The sequence below is a fragment of the Sorangiineae bacterium MSr11954 genome, from assembly GCA_037157815.1.
Taxonomy (GTDB): Bacteria; Myxococcota_A; Polyangia; order Polyangiales; family Polyangiaceae; genus Pendulispora; species Pendulispora albinea.
In genome coordinates this window covers 2,058,434-2,078,183 of the sequence record CP089984.1, presented here as the reverse complement: position 1 = coordinate 2,078,183, position 19,750 = coordinate 2,058,434, and the positions used below count along the sequence as shown (strand labels likewise).

The 19,750-nt window shown below is 67.3% G+C and carries 20 protein-coding genes; 6 read left to right on the top strand and 14 right to left on the bottom strand.

All coding sequences use genetic code 11. The features are described from left to right. Positions 1–67: 67 nt before the first annotated feature. Positions 68–511, bottom strand: a complete 444-nt coding sequence (locus tag LZC94_08525; protein ID WXB17314.1) for a DUF192 domain-containing protein — start codon at positions 509–511, stop codon at positions 68–70. An 88-nt stretch (positions 512–599) separates the two neighbouring features. Here LZC94_08525 and LZC94_08520 point away from each other — a divergent pair, with 88 nt between their 5' ends. Next, positions 600–779, top strand: a complete 180-nt coding sequence (locus LZC94_08520) for a hypothetical protein (GenBank protein WXB17313.1) — start codon at positions 600–602, stop codon at positions 777–779. A 304-nt stretch (positions 780–1,083) separates the two neighbouring features. Here LZC94_08520 and LZC94_08515 read toward each other — a convergent pair whose 3' ends face one another. After that, a complete protein-coding gene (locus LZC94_08515) occupies positions 1,084–2,004 on the bottom strand; it encodes a hydroxymethylglutaryl-CoA lyase (GenBank protein WXB17312.1) in 921 nt (306 codons plus the stop codon). Positions 2,005–2,135: 131 nt separating this feature from the next. Next, positions 2,136–2,366, bottom strand: a complete 231-nt coding sequence (locus LZC94_08510; protein ID WXB17311.1) for a hypothetical protein — start codon at positions 2,364–2,366, stop codon at positions 2,136–2,138. Positions 2,367–2,497: 131 nt separating this feature from the next. On the opposite strand from LZC94_08510, the gene LZC94_08505 reads away from it, so the two are divergent. From LZC94_08505 to LZC94_08490, 4 genes are all read left to right on the top strand, one after another. Continuing rightward, complete coding sequence (locus LZC94_08505; GenBank protein WXB17310.1) at positions 2,498–3,397, top strand: hypothetical protein; 900 nt, start codon at positions 2,498–2,500, stop codon at positions 3,395–3,397. Positions 3,398–3,428: 31 nt separating this feature from the next. Next, on the top strand, positions 3,429–4,070 hold the full coding sequence (locus tag LZC94_08500) for a hypothetical protein (protein WXB17309.1): 642 nt from the start codon (positions 3,429–3,431) through the stop codon (positions 4,068–4,070). 280 nt (positions 4,071–4,350) lie between these two features. Continuing rightward, on the top strand, positions 4,351–5,868 hold the full coding sequence (locus LZC94_08495; GenBank protein ID WXB17308.1) for a hypothetical protein: 1,518 nt from the start codon (positions 4,351–4,353) through the stop codon (positions 5,866–5,868). A gap of 18 nt (positions 5,869–5,886) precedes the next feature. Further along, a complete protein-coding gene (locus LZC94_08490; GenBank protein WXB17307.1) occupies positions 5,887–6,744 on the top strand; it encodes an NAD(P)-dependent oxidoreductase in 858 nt (285 codons plus the stop codon). Positions 6,745–6,764: 20 nt separating this feature from the next. Here the strand turns inward: LZC94_08490 and purF are convergent, their stop codons facing one another. From purF to LZC94_08475, 3 genes are all read right to left on the bottom strand, one after another. Beyond that, positions 6,765–8,249 (bottom strand): amidophosphoribosyltransferase, encoded by a 1,485-nt coding sequence (gene purF, locus LZC94_08485; GenBank protein ID WXB20360.1) that lies wholly within the window; start codon positions 8,247–8,249, stop codon positions 6,765–6,767. A gap of 133 nt (positions 8,250–8,382) precedes the next feature. Then, entirely contained in the window at positions 8,383–9,033 is a 651-nt protein-coding gene (locus LZC94_08480; GenBank protein WXB17306.1) for a hypothetical protein, read from the bottom strand. Next, the gene (locus LZC94_08475) at positions 9,033–10,751 is read right to left on the bottom strand and encodes a protein kinase (GenBank protein ID WXB17305.1); all 1,719 of its coding nucleotides are present in this window, start codon (positions 10,749–10,751) and stop codon (positions 9,033–9,035) included. The genes LZC94_08480 and LZC94_08475 overlap by 1 nt, the downstream gene beginning before the upstream one ends. A 274-nt stretch (positions 10,752–11,025) precedes the next feature. Here LZC94_08475 and LZC94_08470 point away from each other — a divergent pair, with 274 nt between their 5' ends. Continuing rightward, complete coding sequence (locus LZC94_08470) at positions 11,026–11,304, top strand: hypothetical protein (GenBank protein ID WXB17304.1); 279 nt, start codon at positions 11,026–11,028, stop codon at positions 11,302–11,304. A 29-nt stretch (positions 11,305–11,333) separates the two neighbouring features. Here the strand turns inward: LZC94_08470 and LZC94_08465 are convergent, their stop codons facing one another. The 8 genes from LZC94_08465 to LZC94_08430 all read right to left on the bottom strand — a co-directional run bounded on the left by LZC94_08465 (position 11,334) and on the right by LZC94_08430 (position 19,747). Then, positions 11,334–11,564 carry a hypothetical protein gene (locus LZC94_08465; GenBank protein WXB17303.1) on the bottom strand — a complete coding sequence of 77 codons (231 nt, stop codon included), beginning with the start codon at positions 11,562–11,564 and terminating at the stop codon, positions 11,334–11,336. 11 nt (positions 11,565–11,575) lie between these two features. Next, positions 11,576–12,031, bottom strand: coding sequence for a hypothetical protein (locus tag LZC94_08460; protein WXB17302.1), 456 nt, complete (start codon positions 12,029–12,031; stop codon positions 11,576–11,578). 136 nt (positions 12,032–12,167) lie between these two features. Beyond that, a complete protein-coding gene (gene alaS / locus LZC94_08455; protein WXB17301.1) occupies positions 12,168–14,885 on the bottom strand; it encodes an alanine--tRNA ligase in 2,718 nt (905 codons plus the stop codon). 72 nt (positions 14,886–14,957) lie between these two features. Continuing rightward, positions 14,958–16,076: a glycosyltransferase family 4 protein gene (locus tag LZC94_08450; protein ID WXB17300.1), complete on the bottom strand. Its 1,119-nt coding sequence runs from the start codon at positions 16,074–16,076 to the stop codon at positions 14,958–14,960. A gap of 49 nt (positions 16,077–16,125) precedes the next feature. Then, complete coding sequence (locus tag LZC94_08445) at positions 16,126–17,016, bottom strand: HEAT repeat domain-containing protein (GenBank protein ID WXB17299.1); 891 nt, start codon at positions 17,014–17,016, stop codon at positions 16,126–16,128. A gap of 90 nt (positions 17,017–17,106) precedes the next feature. After that, positions 17,107–17,658, bottom strand: a complete 552-nt coding sequence (locus LZC94_08440) for a TlpA family protein disulfide reductase (GenBank protein WXB17298.1) — start codon at positions 17,656–17,658, stop codon at positions 17,107–17,109. Between the two features lie 144 nt (positions 17,659–17,802). Then, complete coding sequence (gene dapE, locus LZC94_08435; GenBank protein WXB17297.1) at positions 17,803–18,939, bottom strand: succinyl-diaminopimelate desuccinylase; 1,137 nt, start codon at positions 18,937–18,939, stop codon at positions 17,803–17,805. After that, positions 18,917–19,747 carry a 2,3,4,5-tetrahydropyridine-2,6-dicarboxylate N-succinyltransferase gene (locus LZC94_08430; GenBank protein ID WXB17296.1) on the bottom strand — a complete coding sequence of 277 codons (831 nt, stop codon included), beginning with the start codon at positions 19,745–19,747 and terminating at the stop codon, positions 18,917–18,919. Before LZC94_08430 ends, dapE begins: the two co-directional genes overlap by 23 nt. Between the last annotated feature and the right edge of the window lie 3 nt (positions 19,748–19,750).

Below are 19,750 nucleotides of genomic sequence, written 5' to 3'. Positions count from 1 at the left end.
ATCACCGAGTTCGAGTTTCAACGAAGTTCAGGTTCGAGCGAGACGGAAGTCATAGCCGCAACCCGCCTCAGTGCGGAAGCTTCATCTTCTGCCCGGCTCGCACCCCGTGCCGGCGCGACCAGCCCGCGTTCATCTCGAGCACCCAGCTCGAAGGGCAGCCCACCGTGCGCTCCTGATCGTTCAGGGTCGGGACGTTCTCCAGGATGCCCACGATCAGCCCGTCGGTGTCGATGAAAAGCATATCCAGCGGAATGCATGTATTGCGCATCCAAAAGCTATGCTCGCGGTGCGGGTTGCCGAGGTCGAAGAGCATCCCCTGCTCCTCCGGCATCTGGGTGCGGTACATGAGCCCGCGCTCGGTCTCCGGGTTGCTCTTCGCGAGCTCCGCCTTGAGTGCAACCGGACCTGTACCGGTCTCGATGGTCACGTCGACCAAGGGCAGCACATGCGGATTGGGATCCTTGGGACAACGGCCGGGATCGGCGGCTTTTGCCGGGGGCGGAGGGATCACAGGTGTGGCGGAAATGCAGCGCGCAGGTTCGTCGTTGGTCGCGGGCGAGGCGGGCTTCGCGCCGCCCGACGACGACGAGGAAGACGACGTGGCCGTCGTCGACGCCGGCTCGGGCGGCGTTCGCGTGCACCCGGCGGAAATCAGCAAAAGCACGCTCCCGAGAACGGGCGCAAAAACGAAAAACCGTTTCATCGTGCGCGCGACAGTACTCGAGCTTCAGCGCTGCTTTGCGAGCTTCAGAGCACAAAAAGAAAACGGCACCACATAGGGGGCCCGGGGGGGGAGAGCCAACCTACGCGATGCCGCAATCTGTCTTAGCGATGTCCATGCCAAAGGACCAACGCCAGATTCCTCGGCAATTTCACGAGGCACAGCCGTCCGAATCGTTCATATTTGAAAGCTCGCATTCCCAATCTGCACGACGCCCCGTCTGCATGCGCGAGCGCAAGCAGCTCCCAACCCGTCTTCGAGCTTCCGGAAAGTCGAAGGCCGAGCTGAGCACGGAATGCAAAGTTGGAAAGAAGACCAACGAAGCTGCTGCGCCAAGCGCAGCCGATCGAGCGCTGCGCACATTAGGCGCGCAGGCTTCGCACTCCTGATTGATGCACTTTGCCCGGGAGTGGTCGCCCCACGATGCTCGCGGCAGCTTTGCCCGCCCAGACGAGCTTCTCGAGATCGATTCCGGTCTCGATGCCCATGCCGTGGAGCATGTACACGAGGTCTTCCGTGGCCATGTTGCCCGCGGCACCGGGAGCGTACGGGCAACCTCCAAGACCGCCCACCGACGCATCGAAGTCGCGGATCTGCATGTTCAAGCCGACCAAAATGTTCGCCAGCGCGGTGCCGCGCGTGTCGTGCATGTGCATGGCGAGCTTGGAGGTAGGGATGTCCTTGAGCATGCGCTCCAGGATGCGCGCCGTCTGACGCGGCGTTCCGCAGCCGATGGTGTCGCCCAGGGAGACTTGGTAGCAGCCGAGCTCGATCAAGCGCATCGCAATGGCGTGGGCGCGCTCCACCTCGATATCGCCCTCGTAGGGGCAGCCCCAAACCGTGGAGACATAGCCGCGCACCCGCATGCCGGCCGCGCGCGCAGGCGGAACCGTCTCCTCGAGCTCGACCAAGGTCTCCTCGACGGTCTTGTTGATGTTCTTCTTGTTGTGCGTCTCGCTGGCGCTGACGAAGACGGCAATCTCGTCGAGGCCCGCGGCCCGTGCGCGCGCCAGGCCCTTCGGGTTCGGGCAGAGCGCCGAGAAGGTGACCCCCGGCGGCGGCTTCAAGTGATCCGCGAGCTCGTCGGCGTCGGCCAGCTGGGGGATCCACTTGGGCGAGACGAAGCTGGTGATCTCGATGCGCTTGAGACCGGCCGACGCGAGCGCGTCGATGAGCCGGATTTTGTCCGGGGTCGAGACGGTGACCTTCTCGTTTTGAAGCCCGTCCCTGGGGGACACTTCGTAAATGGAAACGCGCTCGGGCAGACGAGAAAGGTCGATCATTTGGGTCCAAAGTTCACGCGCATCCGGTGACTCGTCAAGACGCGATCCGAAGACGCGTTGCGGCGTTCTGCGCGGGCAGCCGCGTTCATCCGCAAGCGCCCGCCGCCAGCCCCCGGCCGCCAGGAGCGCCGTCAGCCGTAACGCCAGCCGAGCCCCGGCATCTCGTACGGCTGCCGCTGGCCGCGCACGACGTGCATCGACAAATCGTCGAGGTCGTCTTGAGCCACCTCGACCCGTGCGCCGGTCGATGGGCGGTCCGTCTCGGTCTCGGCGAGAGCCCCCAGGGCAAAGGAGCTCTTGGGCGCAACCGAAGCCTGAAACCATGCGCGCGTCTCGTTTTGCCGGGCCGTCGTCGTCTTCATGCGCATCATCTTGGGGGCCCGCGCTGTCAGCCTTATGTCAGGTATATCCGACCGACTGACTGTCAGCGTTATGTCAGTTATGGGCCACCCGCCCATGGCCGCTCCCGCGCGGAAACGACTATTCTCCGTTCATGACCGACGAGGAGGACCGTGCGCCGGCCAGCGAGCAGGCCCCCATTAGCCTACGGGGAAGGCTCGCGACGGTTTACTTCCCTGCGCTCCTCGGAGGTTCGGAGCGGGCACTCGCGAGCCGCCTGGGCGACCGCGCCACCACGTACCACCCGCGCCTCGGCGCCGCGGCGGGGCTGGCGGCCATCGAGGAGCACCTGACGAAGCTCGGGCAATGGCTCGCCGGTGCGCGCGCGTCGTACGTGCACCAGCAGGAGATCGTGGGCGTCGACCGCGATGTGACCGAGGGCGTGCTGTCGCTCCGGGTTCCTCCTTCGAATCCGGCACGGGCAGGCGGCGCGGGCGGCGCAGGTGCGGCTGAAATCGACCAAACGGGAGCCCGTCTTTCCATCGCGCTGCCCGTCGCGTGCGTGATGCATCGCCGCAAGGGCCGAAAGGCCGATTTGCGTGCGTACCACGCGATGCTTCCGCTCGGGGGGTGGCAGGCGCCGAGGAGCCCGCGCGAGGCGCACGATGGGGAGGACGGCTATGTGCTCGCGGCCGACATCGCGGAGCACTTGGCCGCGCTTCGCCTGGGCGACGCGGAGGCTCTGGTGGCCGGCTTCGAGCGGGAAGGACATCTTCGCGATGGCGCCGGCCGGGTGCATCCGCTCGAAGGTGGAGCGCTCCACGCCTTTTACGTGGCGACGCTTCAGAGCGAGCGCGGTGCGAACGACTGGGTGCCGCTGGTGATTGCCGCGGCCGACAACGGCAGGTGCTGCGCCGTCGAATACACCACCGAGAAGCTGCGCGGCGGGGAGAGCGCGCCCAAGGAGGGGCTCGTGATCTTCGAGCGCGGTGACAGCGGCCGGCTACGCAGCGTGCGCATGTACGACGAGCTCGGGCTCTCCTCCCGGGAATGATTCCGCGGTATACCGAGTTAGAGAATCGCTCATGAATCCGATCCTCTTCACCTTCGACATCTTCGGCACCACCCTCGACTGGAAGCGCGGGATGCAGGAGGCGCTCGCCGCGCATGGCCACGCGCTCACCGACGACGCGTTCAATCGGATCACCGCCGCCCAAGCGCGCCTGCAGGCGGGGCCCTTCCAAACGTACACCGACATCGTCACCCAGAGCCTGGTGGAGGTCGTGGGTCTCGACGCCTCGACCGCGCGCAGCATCGGCGACAACGTCGGCCGCGCGCCCCTCTTCACCGACGCGAGCGAGGCCCTCACGCGGTTGATGCGCATCGCCCCGTGCGTGGCCATGACCAACAGCGATCGGGCGCACCGCGCGCAGGTCGAGGCGCAGCTCGGGTTCGCCCTGTCGGATTGGTTCTGCGCGGAGGACGTGCGCGCGTACAAGCCCTCCCCCGAGTTCTGGCACTATGTCGCGCGGCGGCGCGGTCTGCGCTTCGACAAGGGATGGTGGCACGTCTCGGCCTACGCCGACTACGATCTCGACGTCGCGCGAAGCCTGGGCTTGACCGCCGTCTTCGTCCAGCGCCCCCACCACGTCTCCGGCGGCGCCGACTACGAATTCCGCTCCTACTCGGCCATGGCCGATTACTTGGAAACCTTGCTCAAAGTGTGACCCTCCACGCGAGGCGAATGCCGCATCGCGTGCACTACGAATTCCGCTCCTACTCGGCCATGGCCGATTACTTGGAAACCTTGCTCAAAGTGTGACCCTCCACGCGGCGCGAATGCCGCATCGCGTGCACTACGAATTCCGCTCCTACTCGGCCATGGCCGATTACTTGGAGACCTTGCTCAACGTGTGACCCTCCACGCGAGGCAAATGCCGCATCGCGAGCACGGCGCAGCCGGCGCGCGACGCAGACGGCGCGTGCCAGTTGGCGTAAAATGTCCGAGTGGCCGTTGCCGACCAGCCCCCTTTGCGCAGGCCGATCCCTTGGGCTGTCCGGCTGCCCATCCTCGCACTGGCCGGGGCGCCGCGCGTTTGGGCGGCCGTTTCCGACCAGGGGCTCTTCTGGCCGGATGAATTTTACCAGAGCCTGGAGCAGGCGCATCGCTTTGCGTTCGGCTACGGCATCGTACCTTGGGAGTTCGTGGAGGGAGCGCGATCGTGGGTGTACCCCGGGACGATCGGGCTCTTGTGGAAGGCGCTGGATGCGGTCGGCGTCCACGATGCGCGCGCGCTGATCCTCGTCGCCAAGCTGCTCATGGCCGCCTTGGCGGTCGCCGGGGTGGAGGCGGTCCTGCGCATCGCCCACGCCATGGCCGGGCTGCGCGGGGCCGCGCTGGCGGGCATCTTGGTGGCGCTCCACCCGGCGCTGGTGTTCTTTGCGACCAAGTGCTTCTCGGAGAGCGCGAGCGGGCCGGTGATCGCCATCGCCACCGCGCTCGCCTTTCGGCGCGATGCGCATCGTGCGGGAGGACGGGTGCGCCTTGCGCTGTCGGGCGCGCTCGCATCGCTGGCCATTTATCTGCGCTACCAGAACGGGCTCCTGGCGGTGGGGCTCTTGGCGATCCTTCTGTCGGAGAGACGGCGGCGCGACGCGGTGAGCTTCGCGGGCGGCGCGATCGTGGTCGGCGTCGCGGGCGGGCTCCTCGATGCCGTCATTTGGGGGAGCCCGTTTCACTCGTTCTTCGCGTACCTGCGCTTTCAGCTTGGAAATGGCGCGGCGGCGTGGGGCACCGCGGGCTTCGACTACTACCTTCGCTACGGTTGGTTTTCGACCGGGCCGGCCATGATGGTGGTGGTGCTCGGGCTCGTCTTCATCGCCGAGCACGCGTGGCGGCTGGTCGCGTTGGTGGGGCTTTACCTGTTGGTGCACTCCCTGGTGCCGCACAAGGAGTACCGGTATTTGACCCCCGTTCTTCCGTTGGTGCTCGCCCTCTCCGGCGCGGGCTTGGTGAAGGCCATCGACGCCTTGCGCCCGCAGCTCGCGGAGCGGTTCGGGGCGCGCGCCGGGCGGGCCGAGCGGGTCGTGGCGGGGATCGTGGTGGGCCTGGTGTGCGCCGGCTTCGCGGAGCGCATGGCGCGGATGACCTTCGCCGATCTCGGACACGGCGATGGGCTCGCGGCAGGTCTGGCCTCGGGACGCGATCGGCCTTGGCATGCGGCGGAGGGGATCAACCGGCTCCTCTGGGCGGCGGGCGAGGCCGACGACGTGTGCGGCGTGGTCATCCAGGACATCCCGTGGTCGTCGACCGGCGGCTATGCGTACTTTCACAAAGATGCGCCGCTCCTGTTCGAGTACACCGAGCGGAACCTGGCCTCGGCGAACTACCTCATCGCGCGGCGCGAGACGCCAAGGCGCACGGGCTACCGGCCGGGCCCCGAGAGCCGCGGCTTCGTCTTGCTCCGACGCGACGGCATCTGCGCGCCGCCGCCCGAGGGTTTCTCGCGCATCGAACCGCCGTAGCCACTACGATGCGGAAGCATGGCACATGTCGCATTTTTGGGAACGGGGCTCATCGGCGCAGGCATGATCGAGGGGCTGCGCAAACGTGGTGAACGGGTTCGCGTTTGGAACCGAACGGCGGACAAGGCGCGGGCGCTGGAGCCGCTCGGGGTCGAGGTCAGCGCAACGGCCGCCGAGGCCGTGCGCGGCGCAGGGCGCGTGCACATCGCGGTGAGCGATGATGCCGCCGTCGACAGCGTCCTTGCGTCGATCGACGGCGCCCTCGACGTGCAGACGCCGCTGATCGATCACACCACGACGTCGCCGGCGGGGACGGCCGCGCGCTATGCGTCGCTCACCGCGCGGGGCGTCGCGTTTCTGCACGCGCCGGTGTTCATGTCGCCGCAAGCTTGCCGCGAGTCGACGGGCATCATGCTCGCATCGGGCCCGCGGGGCCGCTTCGAGGCGCTCGAGCATTCGCTCCGCCCCATGACCGGCAACCTGTGGTGGCTCGGCGAGCGCCCGGATCTGGCGGCGTCGTTCAAGCTCTTTGGCAACGCCATGATCCTGACGATCACGGGCGGCGTCGCCGACATCCTCACCCTGGCGCGCTCCCTCGACGTGTCGGGCACGGACGCGCTCACGTTGTTCACGCAGTTCAAACCCGCGTCCACCATCGACATCCGCGGCAAACGAATGGCGCTGGGCGACTTCTCGCCCAGCTTCGAGCTCACCATGGCCCGCAAAGATCTCCGCCTCATGCTCGAGACGGCCGCCAGCACCGACGCGCCGCTCACCGTGCTGCCCGCGCTGGCCGCGCGCTTCGACGAGCTCGTCGAGCGCGGCTACGGCTCCAGCGACGTGGGCGTGGTGGCGGTGGACGCCGTCCGCAAATAGGCGCGGCCGCAGACCCGCCGCTACACGCCGACGAGCCGCATCTGGCGTTTGCCGTTGGCCGGCGGCTGGAAGGCGATGGGGTACTCGCCCGAGAAGCACGCGTGGCAGTAGCCCTGCGTGGTGACGTCGCGGGAGCTCGACGGGGGGGCCGACGAGGGGAGCGCTTGGGCGCCGCGCACGGCTTTGATCATGCCGTCGAGCGACAGGTACGCCAGGGAGTCGGCCGTGATGTAGCGGGCGATCTCGTCGACGGTGTGGCTCGAGGCGATGAGCTCGCGGCGCGTGGGGGTGTCGATGCCGTAGTAACAGGGCCACTGCGTGGGCGGGCTCGAGATGCGCATGTGGACCTCGCGCGCGCCGGCGTCGCGGATCATCTTGACGATCTTGCGCGAGGTGGTGCCGCGGACGATGGAGTCGTCGAGCACGATGACCCGCTTGCCGCGCAGGATGGTGCTCACGGGGTTCAACTTGAGGCGCACGCCGAAGTGGCGGATCGACTGCTGCGGCTCGATGAAGGTGCGGCCCACGTAGTGCGAACGAATGAGCCCCATCTCGAAGGGGATCTTGAGCGCCGAGGCGTAGCCGATGGCCGAGGGCACGCCCGAGTCGGGCACGGGGATGACCACGTCTGCCTCGACGGGATGCTCGCGCGCCAGCCGCTCGCCCAGCGCCTTGCGCACCTCGTAGACGGAGCGGCCTTGGATGTACGAGTCGGGACGTGCAAAGTACACGTATTCGAAGATGCACATGTGCGGCGCGGCGCGCTCGCCGAGGCGGAGCGACCGCATGCCGTTGCCGTCGATGATGAGCATCTCGCCCGGCTCGAGATCGCGCACGAACTCGGCGCCGATGAGATCGAAGGCCGTGGGCTCGCTCGCCACGATGTACGCGTCGTTTCGGCCCTGGTGCTGCGACCCCGGGAGGATGCCCAGGCAGAGCGGGCGCACGCCGTGGGGATCGCGCACGGCCATCAGCATGTCCTCCGTCATGAAGAGGAGCGAGTAGGCGCCCTTGACCCGGCCGAGCGCGTCCGAGATGCGATCTTCCAAGCTGTTCTGCCGCGAGCGCGCGACCAGGTGAATCAAGACCTCGCTGTCGCTGGTGGACTGAAAGATGGATCCGCTGGCCTCGAGCTCGGCGCGGAGCTCGTCGGCGTTGGTGAGGTTGCCGTTGTGGCAGATGGCCAGGGAGCCCAGCGCGAAGTCGACCGCGAAGGGCTGCGCGTTCTTGAGGGCCGAGCCGCCGGCGGTGGAGTAGCGAACGTGGCCGATGGCAAAGCGCCCGGGGAGCTTCTCGAGCTGCGACTGGTCGAAGGCGTCCTGCACCAGGCCCATCGCGCGGTGAACGAAGAGCTGCTCGCCATCGCTGGTGACGATGCCGGCCGACTCTTGCCCGCGGTGCTGCAGCGCGTGCAGCCCGAGGTACGCGAGGTTGGCAGCCTCCGGATGGCCGTAGATCCCGAACACTCCGCACTCGTCGTGGAAGTGATCGTCGTCGAGGTCGATGTGGGAAGCGCGGGAAAGATCTTCGATGGAGGTGACCACGGGCGCGCCTAACTTGGACGCAATGTGGCCGAACGGCAAGGGCAACTTGAACTCGAGACGACATCGAGCGCCGCCGCGGAATTTCGCGTGCGGACTAACGGCCGGCGTAGCTCGCGGTCACCGCGAGCTTGTAGCGCTCGTGCCCGTGAGGGACGTCGAGCGACGTGGACGCGAGCTCCTTTTTGACGGCCGCGGCGCAGGTGCTCGCCAGCTTGGCGCTCTTCAAGGTGCGGCCGTCGCGCGGGGTCAAGATGGCGATTTTATTGCGGGTTCGGGCGAACCCCACGTCGGCCACGTATTGAATGGTGCCGCCGCCCGCGCTCTGCGGAACGCACTCGGCGCGTTTGACGATCGCGGCGGCAAAGGCGGACTCAATCGCCGGCAAGCGATCGCATTCGGACGGGGCCGTCTTTTTGGTGCCGCGATCGTGGCAGCTCAGGACGCTCATCTCCGAGAGTGAGAGCCCGCTGGTGCCCGCATCGGGTGCGGCGCTGGACGGCGGCGCCGCCGTGTCCGCCGAGGTGGCCGACACCGCAGCGACCGGTCGCACGAGCGGCTCGGAGGAGTCTTCGCCCGCGCGGGGGCGCCTCCACAAGTAGAGCGGAATGGCGACGAGCGCGAGCGTGAGCAGCCCCACGATGATCAGCTGAATCTTGCCCACGCGGTCGACGCTCGCGGCCAGGGCCGCAATATCGGTGGGCGGGCGACGCTTGGGATCGTCGGGAGGGAGCAACGGGTGCGGCATTACGACTGCGGATCGACGAGCGTACGCACATTGACCCCGGCCTCGTAGCGCGCGATGGACGCGACGAGATCGAGACCATCCGGCAGCATGACCTGCACCTGCTGAACGACTTGCTCGACGAGGTTGCGCGCTTCCTGCGGCCCGGGGCCCGTCATGGCGACCACGAACCGCAAGGGGCCCGTTCGACCTGCGGTCACGGCGATGAGCGAGAGGAGGAGCATGTCCGTCAGCTCCACCACGCGCGTGGCCGCACGGCGGAAGGCGAGCATCTCGAGGATGGTCGGGCGATCGGAGACGAGGCGGTTGGGGCCGCGCAGCTCGTAGCGCGCGATGGTGAGCGGGGCATCGACCCACTCGGCGAACTGCGCTTCTTCGTCGAGCGCCTTGAGCAGCTGGTCGCGCGAGAGCAGCCCCGTGAGGCCGTCGCGCTTGGCGAGGTAGGCGCGGGCGCGCTTGTGACCGACGCTCCCGGGCGCGAAGCTCACGAGCTTGAAGCGAAGCTCGCCGAGCTGCACGTCGCCGCCGTGCATCAGGTTCACCTGCTTGCGGCGCTCGTAGGTGTGATCGACGTAGGTGCCGTTGGTCGAGCCCAGATCCTCGACCACCCAGGTGCCGTTCTGCCAGCGGAGCTGCGCGTGCTGGCCGCTCACCGTAGCCTCGGGCACGACCATGTCGTTGTCCGAGCGGCGGCCGATGGTGACGGTGGGCTTCTCCAGGCTGAAGAGATCCCCCACGAACTCCGAGGCGTTGGTGGCGTAGGTGGCGAGCAGCGCTTGCTGGCCGCCGGAGAACTGCGCCGTGGCGCTGCGGCCGGGCGGCGGGCCGGGATCGAGGCGCTCACGCGGAACCTGAATGGGGTTCGTGGTGAGGGTGACCGGGTTGAAGAAGCGCATGTGGCGCGCGGGCAGGCGCTGCGTCGGATCGTCGGAGAGGCAGCGGAAGACCTGCTTGATCTCGTCGATGGAGAGACCGGCCGGCACGTCGAACATGATCTGCGCGCGCATCGGCTTGGCGCGCGGCTTGTAGCCGGGCTCGGGCACGCGGCACGTCCACATTTCCCAGAGGGTGAGGCCGAGCGCGTACACGTCGTCCTCGGCCGAGGCTCCCCCGGAGCGAATGCGCTCGGGCGCCATGTAGTTCGGCGTTCCGCCGTCGGGGGGCGCGCCCGGCCTTCGCCCGATCACGCGGGCGCGCTCTTTGGCGAAGCCGAAGTCGAGGACCATGGCCTTGCCCAACCCGCCGTCCGGATCGGAGGTGACCATGACATTGCCCGGCTTCAAGTCGCCGTGCACCAGGCCTTGCGCGTGGATGGCGGCGACCCCCGACGCGATGTCGTGCGCCAGGCGGCGAAACTCGTCGGAGGTGTAGCCGCCCTGCGCCTTCTTCCGACGGATATGCGTGTGCAGGGTCTGCCCGGTGATGTGCTCCATCACCAGGATCGGCCCGTAGCCGGAAGGCGAAAGATCGTGCACGCGGCAGACATTGGGATGGCTGACCGAGCGGGCATGCAGGAGCTCTTGACGAAGGGCCTCGTCATCGCCCGGCATGCGCGACTCCTCGCGCACGATTTTGAGTGCGACCGGCTGCTGGGTGGCGCGGTCGTACGCCAGAAACACTTCGCCCATTCCCCCTTTTCCGAGGCTCTGGCGAATTTCGTAGCGGTCGTTGATGACCGTCCCCATCACCAAGGGGGCAAGATTCCGCGACGCGTCGGACACGGTGGTCTAGAGGGTCGTCGATCCGGCCGTCCGACGCAACCTTGGAAATTGCCTCGCGCACCTCGTGCACGGCTCTTTTTTCCCTTGCGAACACGGCGAGCCACCCGCGTAGCCCGTCCATGACCGTTGCGTCCGCATGCAGTTTGCATACACCGCTGAAACTTTCGACGAACTTGAAAATAGAACGACCGGTCGCAATTTACGACCGGCCGTGCAACTTAGCGAAGTGGCAGCTATTTTTGAGTAGAGCTTGCCCTGGAGCTAGAATGGAGCCGTGACCCCAAACGAGGTGCTGCTGGAGCTCGAGAAACTGGCCCGCCGCATCGGAATCCGGGTGCGCCACGAGCCTTTCGAGCCGCGGGTCATCGAGGGAAAGGGGGGGCTCTGCTGGGTCCATGGCCGTCCCATCGTGATGATCGACGCCGGCGCCCCCGTGCTCGACAAGATTGGCGTGCTCGCCGCGGCGCTCGCGCGATTCGACATCGAGGCGCTCTATGTCCCCCCGGTGCTCCGCCAACGCATCGATCAACGGCGCCAAGCGTTGGCTCGTTAAGGCCAGGCGATTCACGCCGCGCGGCGCGGTCACTCGGCGAGCTTGCGGATGGCGCCGACGCGCCGATCGACCTCCGAAGGAGCAAGATAGATGCGCAGGCTCTCCTCGATGAACGGGAGCGCCTTGCGCAGCCCCTCGGGCGACATGGTGTCGACATTGACATTGGCGCGCGAGCAGGCCCTTCGCAGAACGCCATCGACGAAGATGCGCGAGAGGCCACTTGCCGCGAGCACTCGTTCATAAAGCGTCGGGGAAGCCATGCGCACCGCCTTTACTCGTCCGCGCGCGACCGCGCTTCCAAGCGGATGCCCGCGTCGATGACGTCGCCGACGTAATCGGCGAAGAAGGCCATGAGCCATTGAATGGCCTCGGGACGCTTCTCCTCCGGAACCCCCGCCACCCACGAACAGATGGCACCGGCCTGGAAGCCCGCCGCCACATGCGCCAGGTACGGGTAGGTGATGCCGCCCTTGGCCATGCCCTCGATGATGCTCTCGATGTACGCATCCCATCGGATGCGGCCCTGGCCGGCCGTGGCTTCCTCCACCAGCGCAACATAGCCGCGCGCCAACTGCCGAAGCTCTTCGTCAGCGTAGGCGGGCATCGGCAGGTTGAACTTGCGCCGGCCGTGCACGATGGCCTGCCGCAGGGTCGAAATCCACACGTCTTCACTGCCACGCGCGATGTGCAGCAGGATGGCGGGAACCTCGGCATCAGAGCTGACCACGACGGATTTATGTAGCACTACTACGACGCGCCGGAAATTCGTGCGTGAGCAACCTACCCGCGCGTCGCCCACCCGACGCAAACCTTCGCTTCGTGCGCGCCCGCACGAAGCAAAGGCGTGCCATCCTTACGCGACCTTATGCGACGGAGGTGTAGAGGCTGGCGAGGGCTTCGTCGATCTTCTCGGGGGATGTACCGCCGGCCTGTGCCATATCGGGCCGGCCGCCGCCCGAGCCGCCGATGATCTGTGCCACCGGTCGGATCAGCTCCCCGGCCTTGTAGCGACCGAGCAGCGGCTTGGAGACGGTGAGGACCAGCGACGCCTTGGGGCCTTTGACAGCGCCCACCAAGACGATGGCGTCGCCCAGCTTGTCGCGAAGTTTTTCGGCCATTTCGCGCAAGGTCGCGGGGTCGTCGGTGTCGACTTTGACCGCGAGGACCTTGCCGCCCGGGATGTCGCGCGCGCCCCGGGTGAGCTCTTCCAGGCCCCCGCCGGTGGCCCCGGTCGCGATCTTGCGCTTGAGATCGGAGATTTCCTTCTCGAGCTGGCGCTCGTGCTGGGTGATCCGCTCGACCTTCTCGGCCACCTCGTGCGTTCCGCCACGGACGAACTGTGCCACGGTGCGCAAGGTCTTCTCGATCTGGCGCACATAGAGGAGCGCGTTCAAGCCGGTGGCCGCCTCGATGCGGCGCACGCCGGCGGCGACGCCTCCTTCGCTGAGGATCTTGAACAGGCCGATCTCGCCGAGGGCGTGCGCATGGGTGCCGCCGCAAAGCTCGACGGAGTCGCGGGTCATGGTGAGCACGCGGACGACGTCGCCGTACTTCTCCTCGAAGATGGCGATCGCGCCCTTGGCGCGCGCCTGATCGATCGAGAGGACCTCCGTCTCCACCGGCGCGTCGGTGAGGATCTTGGCGTTGACCAAGTCTTCGATGCGGACGATCTCCTCGGGGGTCAGCGCGCGGCTGTGCGAAAAGTCGAAGCGAAGGCGATCGGGGCCGACGAGCGATCCCTTCTGCGACGCCTGCTCGCCCACGACTTGGCGGAGCGCCCAGTGGAGCAAGTGCGTGGCCGAGTGATTGCGCCGCGTGGCCGTGCGGCGCTCGTGCGACACCTCGAGCTCCACGGCTTGGCCCACCCGGATCTCGCCGAGCGACACCTTGCCGTGGTGCACGATGAGGCCCTCGATGGGCTTCTGCGTGTCCTCGACCTCGAACTCGATGGCCCCGGCCGTCCCGTTGCCCGCGCCGCGGATCATCCCGCGATCGCCCACTTGGCCGCCCGCCTCGCCGTAGAACGGGGTGACGTCGGTGACGATGGCGACGCTCTCGCCCGCCGTCGCCGAAGGGACCAGGGCGTTCCCTTTGACGATGGCGACGATCTTCCCCTCCCCTTCTTCGCTCTCGTAGCCCGTGAACCGCACCGCGCCGCCCACGGCGCCGATGGCCTCGCGCCACACCGACTCCACCGCCACGTCGCCGACCTTCGAGCCCTCGCTGCGGGCGCGCTGCTCGGCGAGCGCGCGCTCGTAGCCGGCGTTGTCGACCGCGATGCCGCGCTCCGAGGCGATGACCTCGGTGAGATCCAGCGGAAAGCCGAACGTGTCGTACAGCTTGAAGGCGGTGGTGCCGGCGAGCTCGTTCTTCCCGGCGCCGCGCAGCCCCGCGATCTCCTCGTCGAGGATGCGAAGGCCGCGATCGAGGGTCTCGCGGAAGCGGATCTCCTCCTGCTCGGTGACGTCGGCGATGAGCTCCTTGCGCTGCCGGAGCTCGGGGTACTGCTCGCCCATCAGCCGCGCGACCTCGAGCGCGACCTCGTGCAGGAAGGGGCGCTCGATGCCCAGGCGGTGACCATGGCGGATCGCGCGCCGCATGACCCGGCGGAGCACGTACTCACGCCCGGCGCGGTTGGGCGAGACGCCCTCGGCGATCAGGAACGCGGCGGTGCGCGCGTGATCGGCGATGACCCGCATCGAGATGTCGTCGTCGGCCTGGGTGGCGCGGTAAACCTTGCCGGAGATCTGCGCGGCCTTCTCCACGAGCGCGCGCATCAAGTCGCTGTCGTAGTTGGAGAACTTGCCCTGCAGGACGCTGCTGATGCGCTCGAGGCCCATGCCGGTGTCGACGCAGGGTGCGGGGAGCTTCTCCAGGATGGGGCTGCCGTCCTCGATGCGGCGCTCGAACTGCATGAAGACCAGGTTCCAGATCTCCATCCAGCCGTGGCCTTGCTCGTTGGGCTCCTCGTTGAAGCGCCCGAGATCGGGCTCGTCGCCCAGGTAGTAATGGATCTCGGAGCACGGGCCGCAGGGGCCGACGTCGCCCATCTGCCAGAAATTGTCCTTCATCCCCAAGCCGAAGATGCGCTCGTCGGAGAAGCCCGTGACCTTGCGCCAGATGGCGCGCGCTTCGTCGTCGGCCGCGATGCCCTCTTCGCCGCCGAAGACGCTCACGACCAGGCGGTCCTTCGGGAGGCCGTAGACGTTGGTGAGCAGATCCCAGGCGTAGGCGATGGCTTCTTCCTTGAAGTAGTCGCCGAAGCTGAAGTTACCGAGCATCTCGAAGAAGGTGTGGTGCCGGGCGGTCACCCCCACGTTCTCGAGGTCGTTGTGCTTGCCCGAGATGCGGATGCACTTCTGGCTCGAGGTCGCGCGCTTGTACGGGCGGGTGTCTTTGCCCGTAAAAACGTCCTTGAAGGGGACCATCCCGGCGTTGGTGAACATCAACGTGGGGTCGCCCGCGGGGATCAGAGGCCCGCTCGCACAGATTTCGTGCCCTCTTTTGCCGAAGAACTCGAGAAACGTGCGCCGGACTTCCGACGCCGGGTGCACGATTTTGTCGCTGCCGGAGCTGCTCATGGTACGCGGGCATTTAGCACGATTCCGCGGTGGCTCGCTCGTCTTGCGACCTCGACGTACGACGGGCTACGGCTACGGGCGGAGGCGTTCGTAGAGCTCGTCGTAGCGCGCGGCCACCACCTCGGGCGCAAACTGGGAGGCGTAGAGCGCGCGGCCTCGTTCGGCGCGCCCTTCGGCCGAGGCGCCGCCGCGGAGGATTTGCAGCGCCGCCCGTGCCAGCGCGGGGCCATCGCCCGGGTCGACGAAGTCGGCGGCGGAGAGCGCCTCGAGCGGGCCGCCGCGGGCCAGGACCAGGGGAACGCCGAGCGCCAGCGCTTCCAGGAGCACGATGGGCAGATCGACCTTGCCGTACAAGTCGTCGACCGGGAAGAGGACCGCCGAGGCGCTGGCGATGAGCGGCGCGATGTCCGCCATCTGGCCCACGTGCCGCGTGCGGTGGATCATGCGCTCCTCCTCCAAAATGCGCTCGATCTGGGCGCGGGCGGCCGCCGCGCGCGGGGTCTTCGGGCGGCAGGCAAAGACGACGCGGGCTTCGGGCACCGCCCGCGCGATGGTGGAGACGGCATACGCCACCGTCTCCGCGCCGCGGGAGACCTCGTAGTCGCCGGGGTAGACGAGGATGGGGCCCGTGCCGAGATCGAGCTCCTCGCGCAAGCGCGTGCGCTCCTCGTCCGAGACGGCGCGCGGAGGTGCGCTGCACGGGGGGATGACCCGCAGCTTTTTGCCGTCCACGCCCTCGGCGAGCAGGCGCGCGCGGGTCCACTCGGTGAGGGTGACCACCACGTCGCCGAAGAGCAGCGCGGGGGCCAGCTCGAAGCGCTTGGGGGCGCTGGCGATGGTCTGCACCACCTGCCCGTTCCAACCCAGCGCGCGCCGGGACGTGATGGAGAAGCGCGCCGCCGAGGACGAGGCGACATTGGGCGCGAAGACGAAGTGCCAAATGTCGTGCGCGCGATCGGTCATCAGGCGGCGCATCACGCGCGCGTTGGTGAGCACCCCGGGCGAGAAGCCGCCCGCTTCGCGGTAGATCGGATCGAGGCCCACCCGCGGGCCGAGCGGCGGCGCGCCCTCGGTGGTCATCACCGTGGGCCGCGCGCGCGTGAGGTGCGAGGCGATGTCGCGAACCAGGTTTTTCGATCCATCGTGCCACGGGGGCACGATGGGCTTCGACACGAAGAGCACCTTGCGCATGCCCACCTCATACTTGGGCTAGGGCGCGAACTCCAATAACGGGCGACGCCTACTGCAGCGCCTGCGTGAAGCCGCGATCGGCGTTGCGCATCGCGCTCTCCACCGCGCCGTCCACGGCTTGATCCTGCAGCGCCGCGATGTTGCGCTCGCTCCCCAAGGAGCGCGCGGTGCCGATGCTCATGGCGTTGCCGGTGAGCGACGCGCGAAGCGAGTGCTCGGGCACCTTGCGGACGCTGAAGTCGACCTGGGCGGAGAACCCCACCGTGCCGTTGTTCTGCGACTGCTGCGACATGCGAACCAGGGTGCCGTCGATGACCAGCACCGGCAGATGCTGCTCCAGCCCGCGCCGCGCCGCGGTCTGCGGATCGGGCGCGACGAATGCGCCGGGTACGCTGGCCGCACGCTCCCGCGCCGCCGCCCGAAGCACCTGGCCGAGCTGATCACCGCGCGCGCCACCGACCCCCGACGCCGTGCGCATCGAGCCGAGCTGCACGATGTACTTGGTGCCTTTGGAGCCGCCACCTTTGCCCGATGCGGCCACGCGCAAGACGTTCAGCGAGCTCTCGATCTGGGTGCGCACGCTGGGCGTGCCCTCGGTCGCGAGGTGCTGCTCCAGCGCGGGAATGGCGCCCGTATCGTTGTACGAGCCCAGCGCGGCGGCGGCGGCGGCGCGCACCGCGGGGTGCGGATCCGAGAGCGCCTTTTCGAGCAAGGCGCGTCCATCGGGGGGCTTGGTGCGACCAATGAGGAGCGCGGCGCCGAGTCGCACACGAAAGTCGTCGGCCTTCGTGATCTCGCGCCGCGCCGATTGCAGGTCTTGGGCCGGCGAAACGCGCGCGTTCACGCCGAGCAAAAAAAGACACACCATGGCCGCGGTCACCCAGCGGGCCATGCGTGAAGACGATGGAAGCGATGGAACGGAAGAAAGCCCTCGGATCATTCGCGCGCGCTCATCCTCCTGGCAACGAGGCCGCCGCACGCGGTGACCTTCGAGAACACGCTTTATCGAGAATCGGAGGGCTCGAGAAGACTACAGAAGGCTCTTGATTTCCTTCTCAATCTCGTCCTCTTCGCCGTCATGATAGCCGAGATGGACGAAGCGCACGACGCCTTTTCGATCGACGATGAAGGAGGAGGGCATGCTCTTCGGCTGCCACTTTTCGGCAATTTTCTTCCCATCATCCCACCCGAGTGGGAATTTGGCGCCGTATGTATTCCCGAATCCGGCGAGGTCGGTGCCCTTCTCGTCATCCTCGGAAATGCCGACGATCTCCACGCCGCTCGCCTTGTACTTCACGTTGAGCCCTTGGAGCTTGGGAAACGACTTTTTGCAGGGCTCGCACCACGTCGCCCAGAAGTCGACGAGGACGACCTTACCCTGCAACTCCTTGGCGGAGACCTTCCCCTGCCCATTCACCGAGGCAAATCCAAATTCGGGGGCCGGGCTTCCGACGAGAGGATGCGCACCTCCCTCGGCTCCACCGACCTTCGGATCGCCTCCCTCGGCCGATCCGCCGCCGCACGCGCCGAGCGCGGAGGCAAAAACGGCCGCAAACACCAGACCGCAGAACGATGTCTTCATGGGTTCAAGGTTTACCACGCAGGTACACCACCCAAAATCCGGTAAAAAACGCACCAGGATCGTGATCCAGGGGGTGTTTCAAACGATCCAGGTGGGTATTCGGGAGAGATTAAAGCCGTCCGGCATACCCGCTTTCAAATCGCATTAAAGCGAGAACAACCAACGCTTTACGATCTGGAAGCCGTCGTTGATGAGCGCCAGGGATGTCGATTCGTTCTTTTGATGTGCCTGAGCATTTTCGCCCGGACCGAAATTGACGGCTGGGATGCCGCGCACGGCAAACCGGGCCACATCGGTCCACGCCTGCTTGGGCTCCACCGCGTCGACCCCCGCCTCGATCAACTTGGCAATGAGCGGGTGGTTCCCATTGGGCGGCGCCGCCGGGCTTCGATCCGTGATCTCGATGCGCGGCTCGCCGTCCACTTCCCAGCCATGCTCGTGGGCGGGGCCGGTGATGATCGAGCGAAGGCGCGCCTCCGCGTCGGCCAGCGGGATGTCCGGCGTGAAGCGGTAATTCAAATTCAGCGCGAACGAATCGGGGACGACGTTGCGGCCGCGGCCGCCGTCGCGCGCTTGCGTGACCGTGATCACCTCGCGGTACGTGTGGCCGTCGAGCACGTGATCGACCGGGGCGAGGCGCGCCAAGGACGTGAGGAGCGGGGAGGCCTTGACGATGGCGTTGTCGCCTTGCCAGGGGCGCGAGCTGTGCGCCGTGCGGCCCTCGAAGGTCACGGTGGCGTGCAGGGAGCCGTTGCAACCGAGCTGCAGCCGGTTGTCCGAGGGCTCGAGGCACACGGCCAGATCCACGCTCGAGAGCTCCGGATCTTGCTCGAGCACCGGGCCGAGCTCGTTGTCGGCGAAGGGGCCCTCTTCGCGCGCATAGAAGACGAGGGTGACATTGCACGGGAGGAGCGCGCGGCTCGTCTCGGCCAGCGCGATCATCACGGCCAGGCCGCTCTTCATGTCGGCGGCGCCGGCACCATAGAGGCGGTCGCCCTCGATGCGCGCGGGGCCATTTTCCGTGCGCACCGTGTCCAGGTGGCCCACCAGCGCGATGTGGGGGCGGTAGGTGCCCTCCGCCGGCGGGAAGCGGGTCAGCGGGACGACGATGGAGTTGCCGTAACGGCGAATCGGCGCGGCCAGCTCTTGTTTCTGCAGGCGCGCTTGAACGGCGTCGCAGATGGCGTCTTCCTCGCCGATGGGCGAAGGGATGGCGCAGAGCCAGAGGAGCGTTTCGTCGAGGGAGCCGGAGAAGACGTCAAACGGAGACGTTAAAATCACGGAGCGCATCGTTCAGGCTCACCTTCCGATCCGTCGACGGGTTTCGCTGCCCGATGATCAGCGCACAAGGTACTCCGAACTCCCCGGCCGGAAAACGCTTCGTCCGGGTTCCAGGGATGACCACGCTGCGGGCGGGGACGCTCCCTTTTCGCTCGACGGGCGTCTCGCCCGTGACATCGATGATGGTGGTCGACGCCGTCAGGACCACGCCGGAGCCAATCACGGCTTCGCGGCCGACGTGCACGCCTTCCACGATGACCACGCGCGAGCCGATGAAGGCGCCATCCTCCACGATGACCGGGCGCGCCGTCGGCGGCTCCAGCACGCCGCCGATGCCCACGCCGCCCGAGAGGTGCACGTCTTTTCCAATCTGCGCGCAGGTGCCGACGGTGGCCCAGGTGTCCACCATGGATCGCTCGCCGACCCGCGCGCCGATGTTGACATAGCCCGGCATCACCACGCACCCCGGCTCGAGGAAGGCGCCGTAGCGAACGACCCCCGGCGGCACCACGCGCACGCCCGCCGCCTGGTGGTTCTTCTTCAGCGGAACGCGGTCGTAGAACTCGAACGGACCGACGTTGTGGGTCTCCATCTTCGCCAGCCCGAAGAAGAGCAAAATGGCCTGCTTCACCCAGCCGTTGGTGACCCACGTACCGTCTTCCTGCGGGGAAGCGGCGCGGATTTCACCGCGGTCGAGCGCATCGAGCGCCTCGCGCACGGCTTTGACGGTGGCGGGATCTTCGAGGAGCTTGCGGTCGGCGAAGGCGGCTTCGATGAGAGGACGCCAAGTGGTTTCGGGGGTGGTCATGGT

Coding starts and splice junctions, on each gene's coding strand:
- LZC94_08515 (WXB17312.1), bottom strand. CDS start 2,004: ATGATCGACCTTTCTCGTCTGCCCGAGCGCGTTTCCATTTACGAAGTG.
- LZC94_08510 (WXB17311.1), bottom strand. CDS start 2,366: ATGAAGACGACGACGGCCCGGCAAAACGAGACGCGCGCATGGTTTCAG.
- LZC94_08505 (WXB17310.1), top strand. CDS start 2,498: ATGACCGACGAGGAGGACCGTGCGCCGGCCAGCGAGCAGGCCCCCATT.
- LZC94_08500 (WXB17309.1), top strand. CDS start 3,429: ATGAATCCGATCCTCTTCACCTTCGACATCTTCGGCACCACCCTCGAC.
- LZC94_08490 (WXB17307.1), top strand. CDS start 5,887: ATGGCACATGTCGCATTTTTGGGAACGGGGCTCATCGGCGCAGGCATG.
- LZC94_08480 (WXB17306.1), bottom strand. CDS start 9,033: ATGCCGCACCCGTTGCTCCCTCCCGACGATCCCAAGCGTCGCCCGCCC.
- LZC94_08465 (WXB17303.1), bottom strand. CDS start 11,564: ATGGCTTCCCCGACGCTTTATGAACGAGTGCTCGCGGCAAGTGGCCTC.
- alaS (WXB17301.1), bottom strand. CDS start 14,885: ATGAGCAGCTCCGGCAGCGACAAAATCGTGCACCCGGCGTCGGAAGTC.
- LZC94_08450 (WXB17300.1), bottom strand. CDS start 16,076: ATGCGCAAGGTGCTCTTCGTGTCGAAGCCCATCGTGCCCCCGTGGCAC.
- LZC94_08445 (WXB17299.1), bottom strand. CDS start 17,016: ATGATCCGAGGGCTTTCTTCCGTTCCATCGCTTCCATCGTCTTCACGC.
- LZC94_08440 (WXB17298.1), bottom strand. CDS start 17,658: ATGAAGACATCGTTCTGCGGTCTGGTGTTTGCGGCCGTTTTTGCCTCC.
- LZC94_08430 (WXB17296.1), bottom strand. CDS start 19,747: ATGACCACCCCCGAAACCACTTGGCGTCCTCTCATCGAAGCCGCCTTC.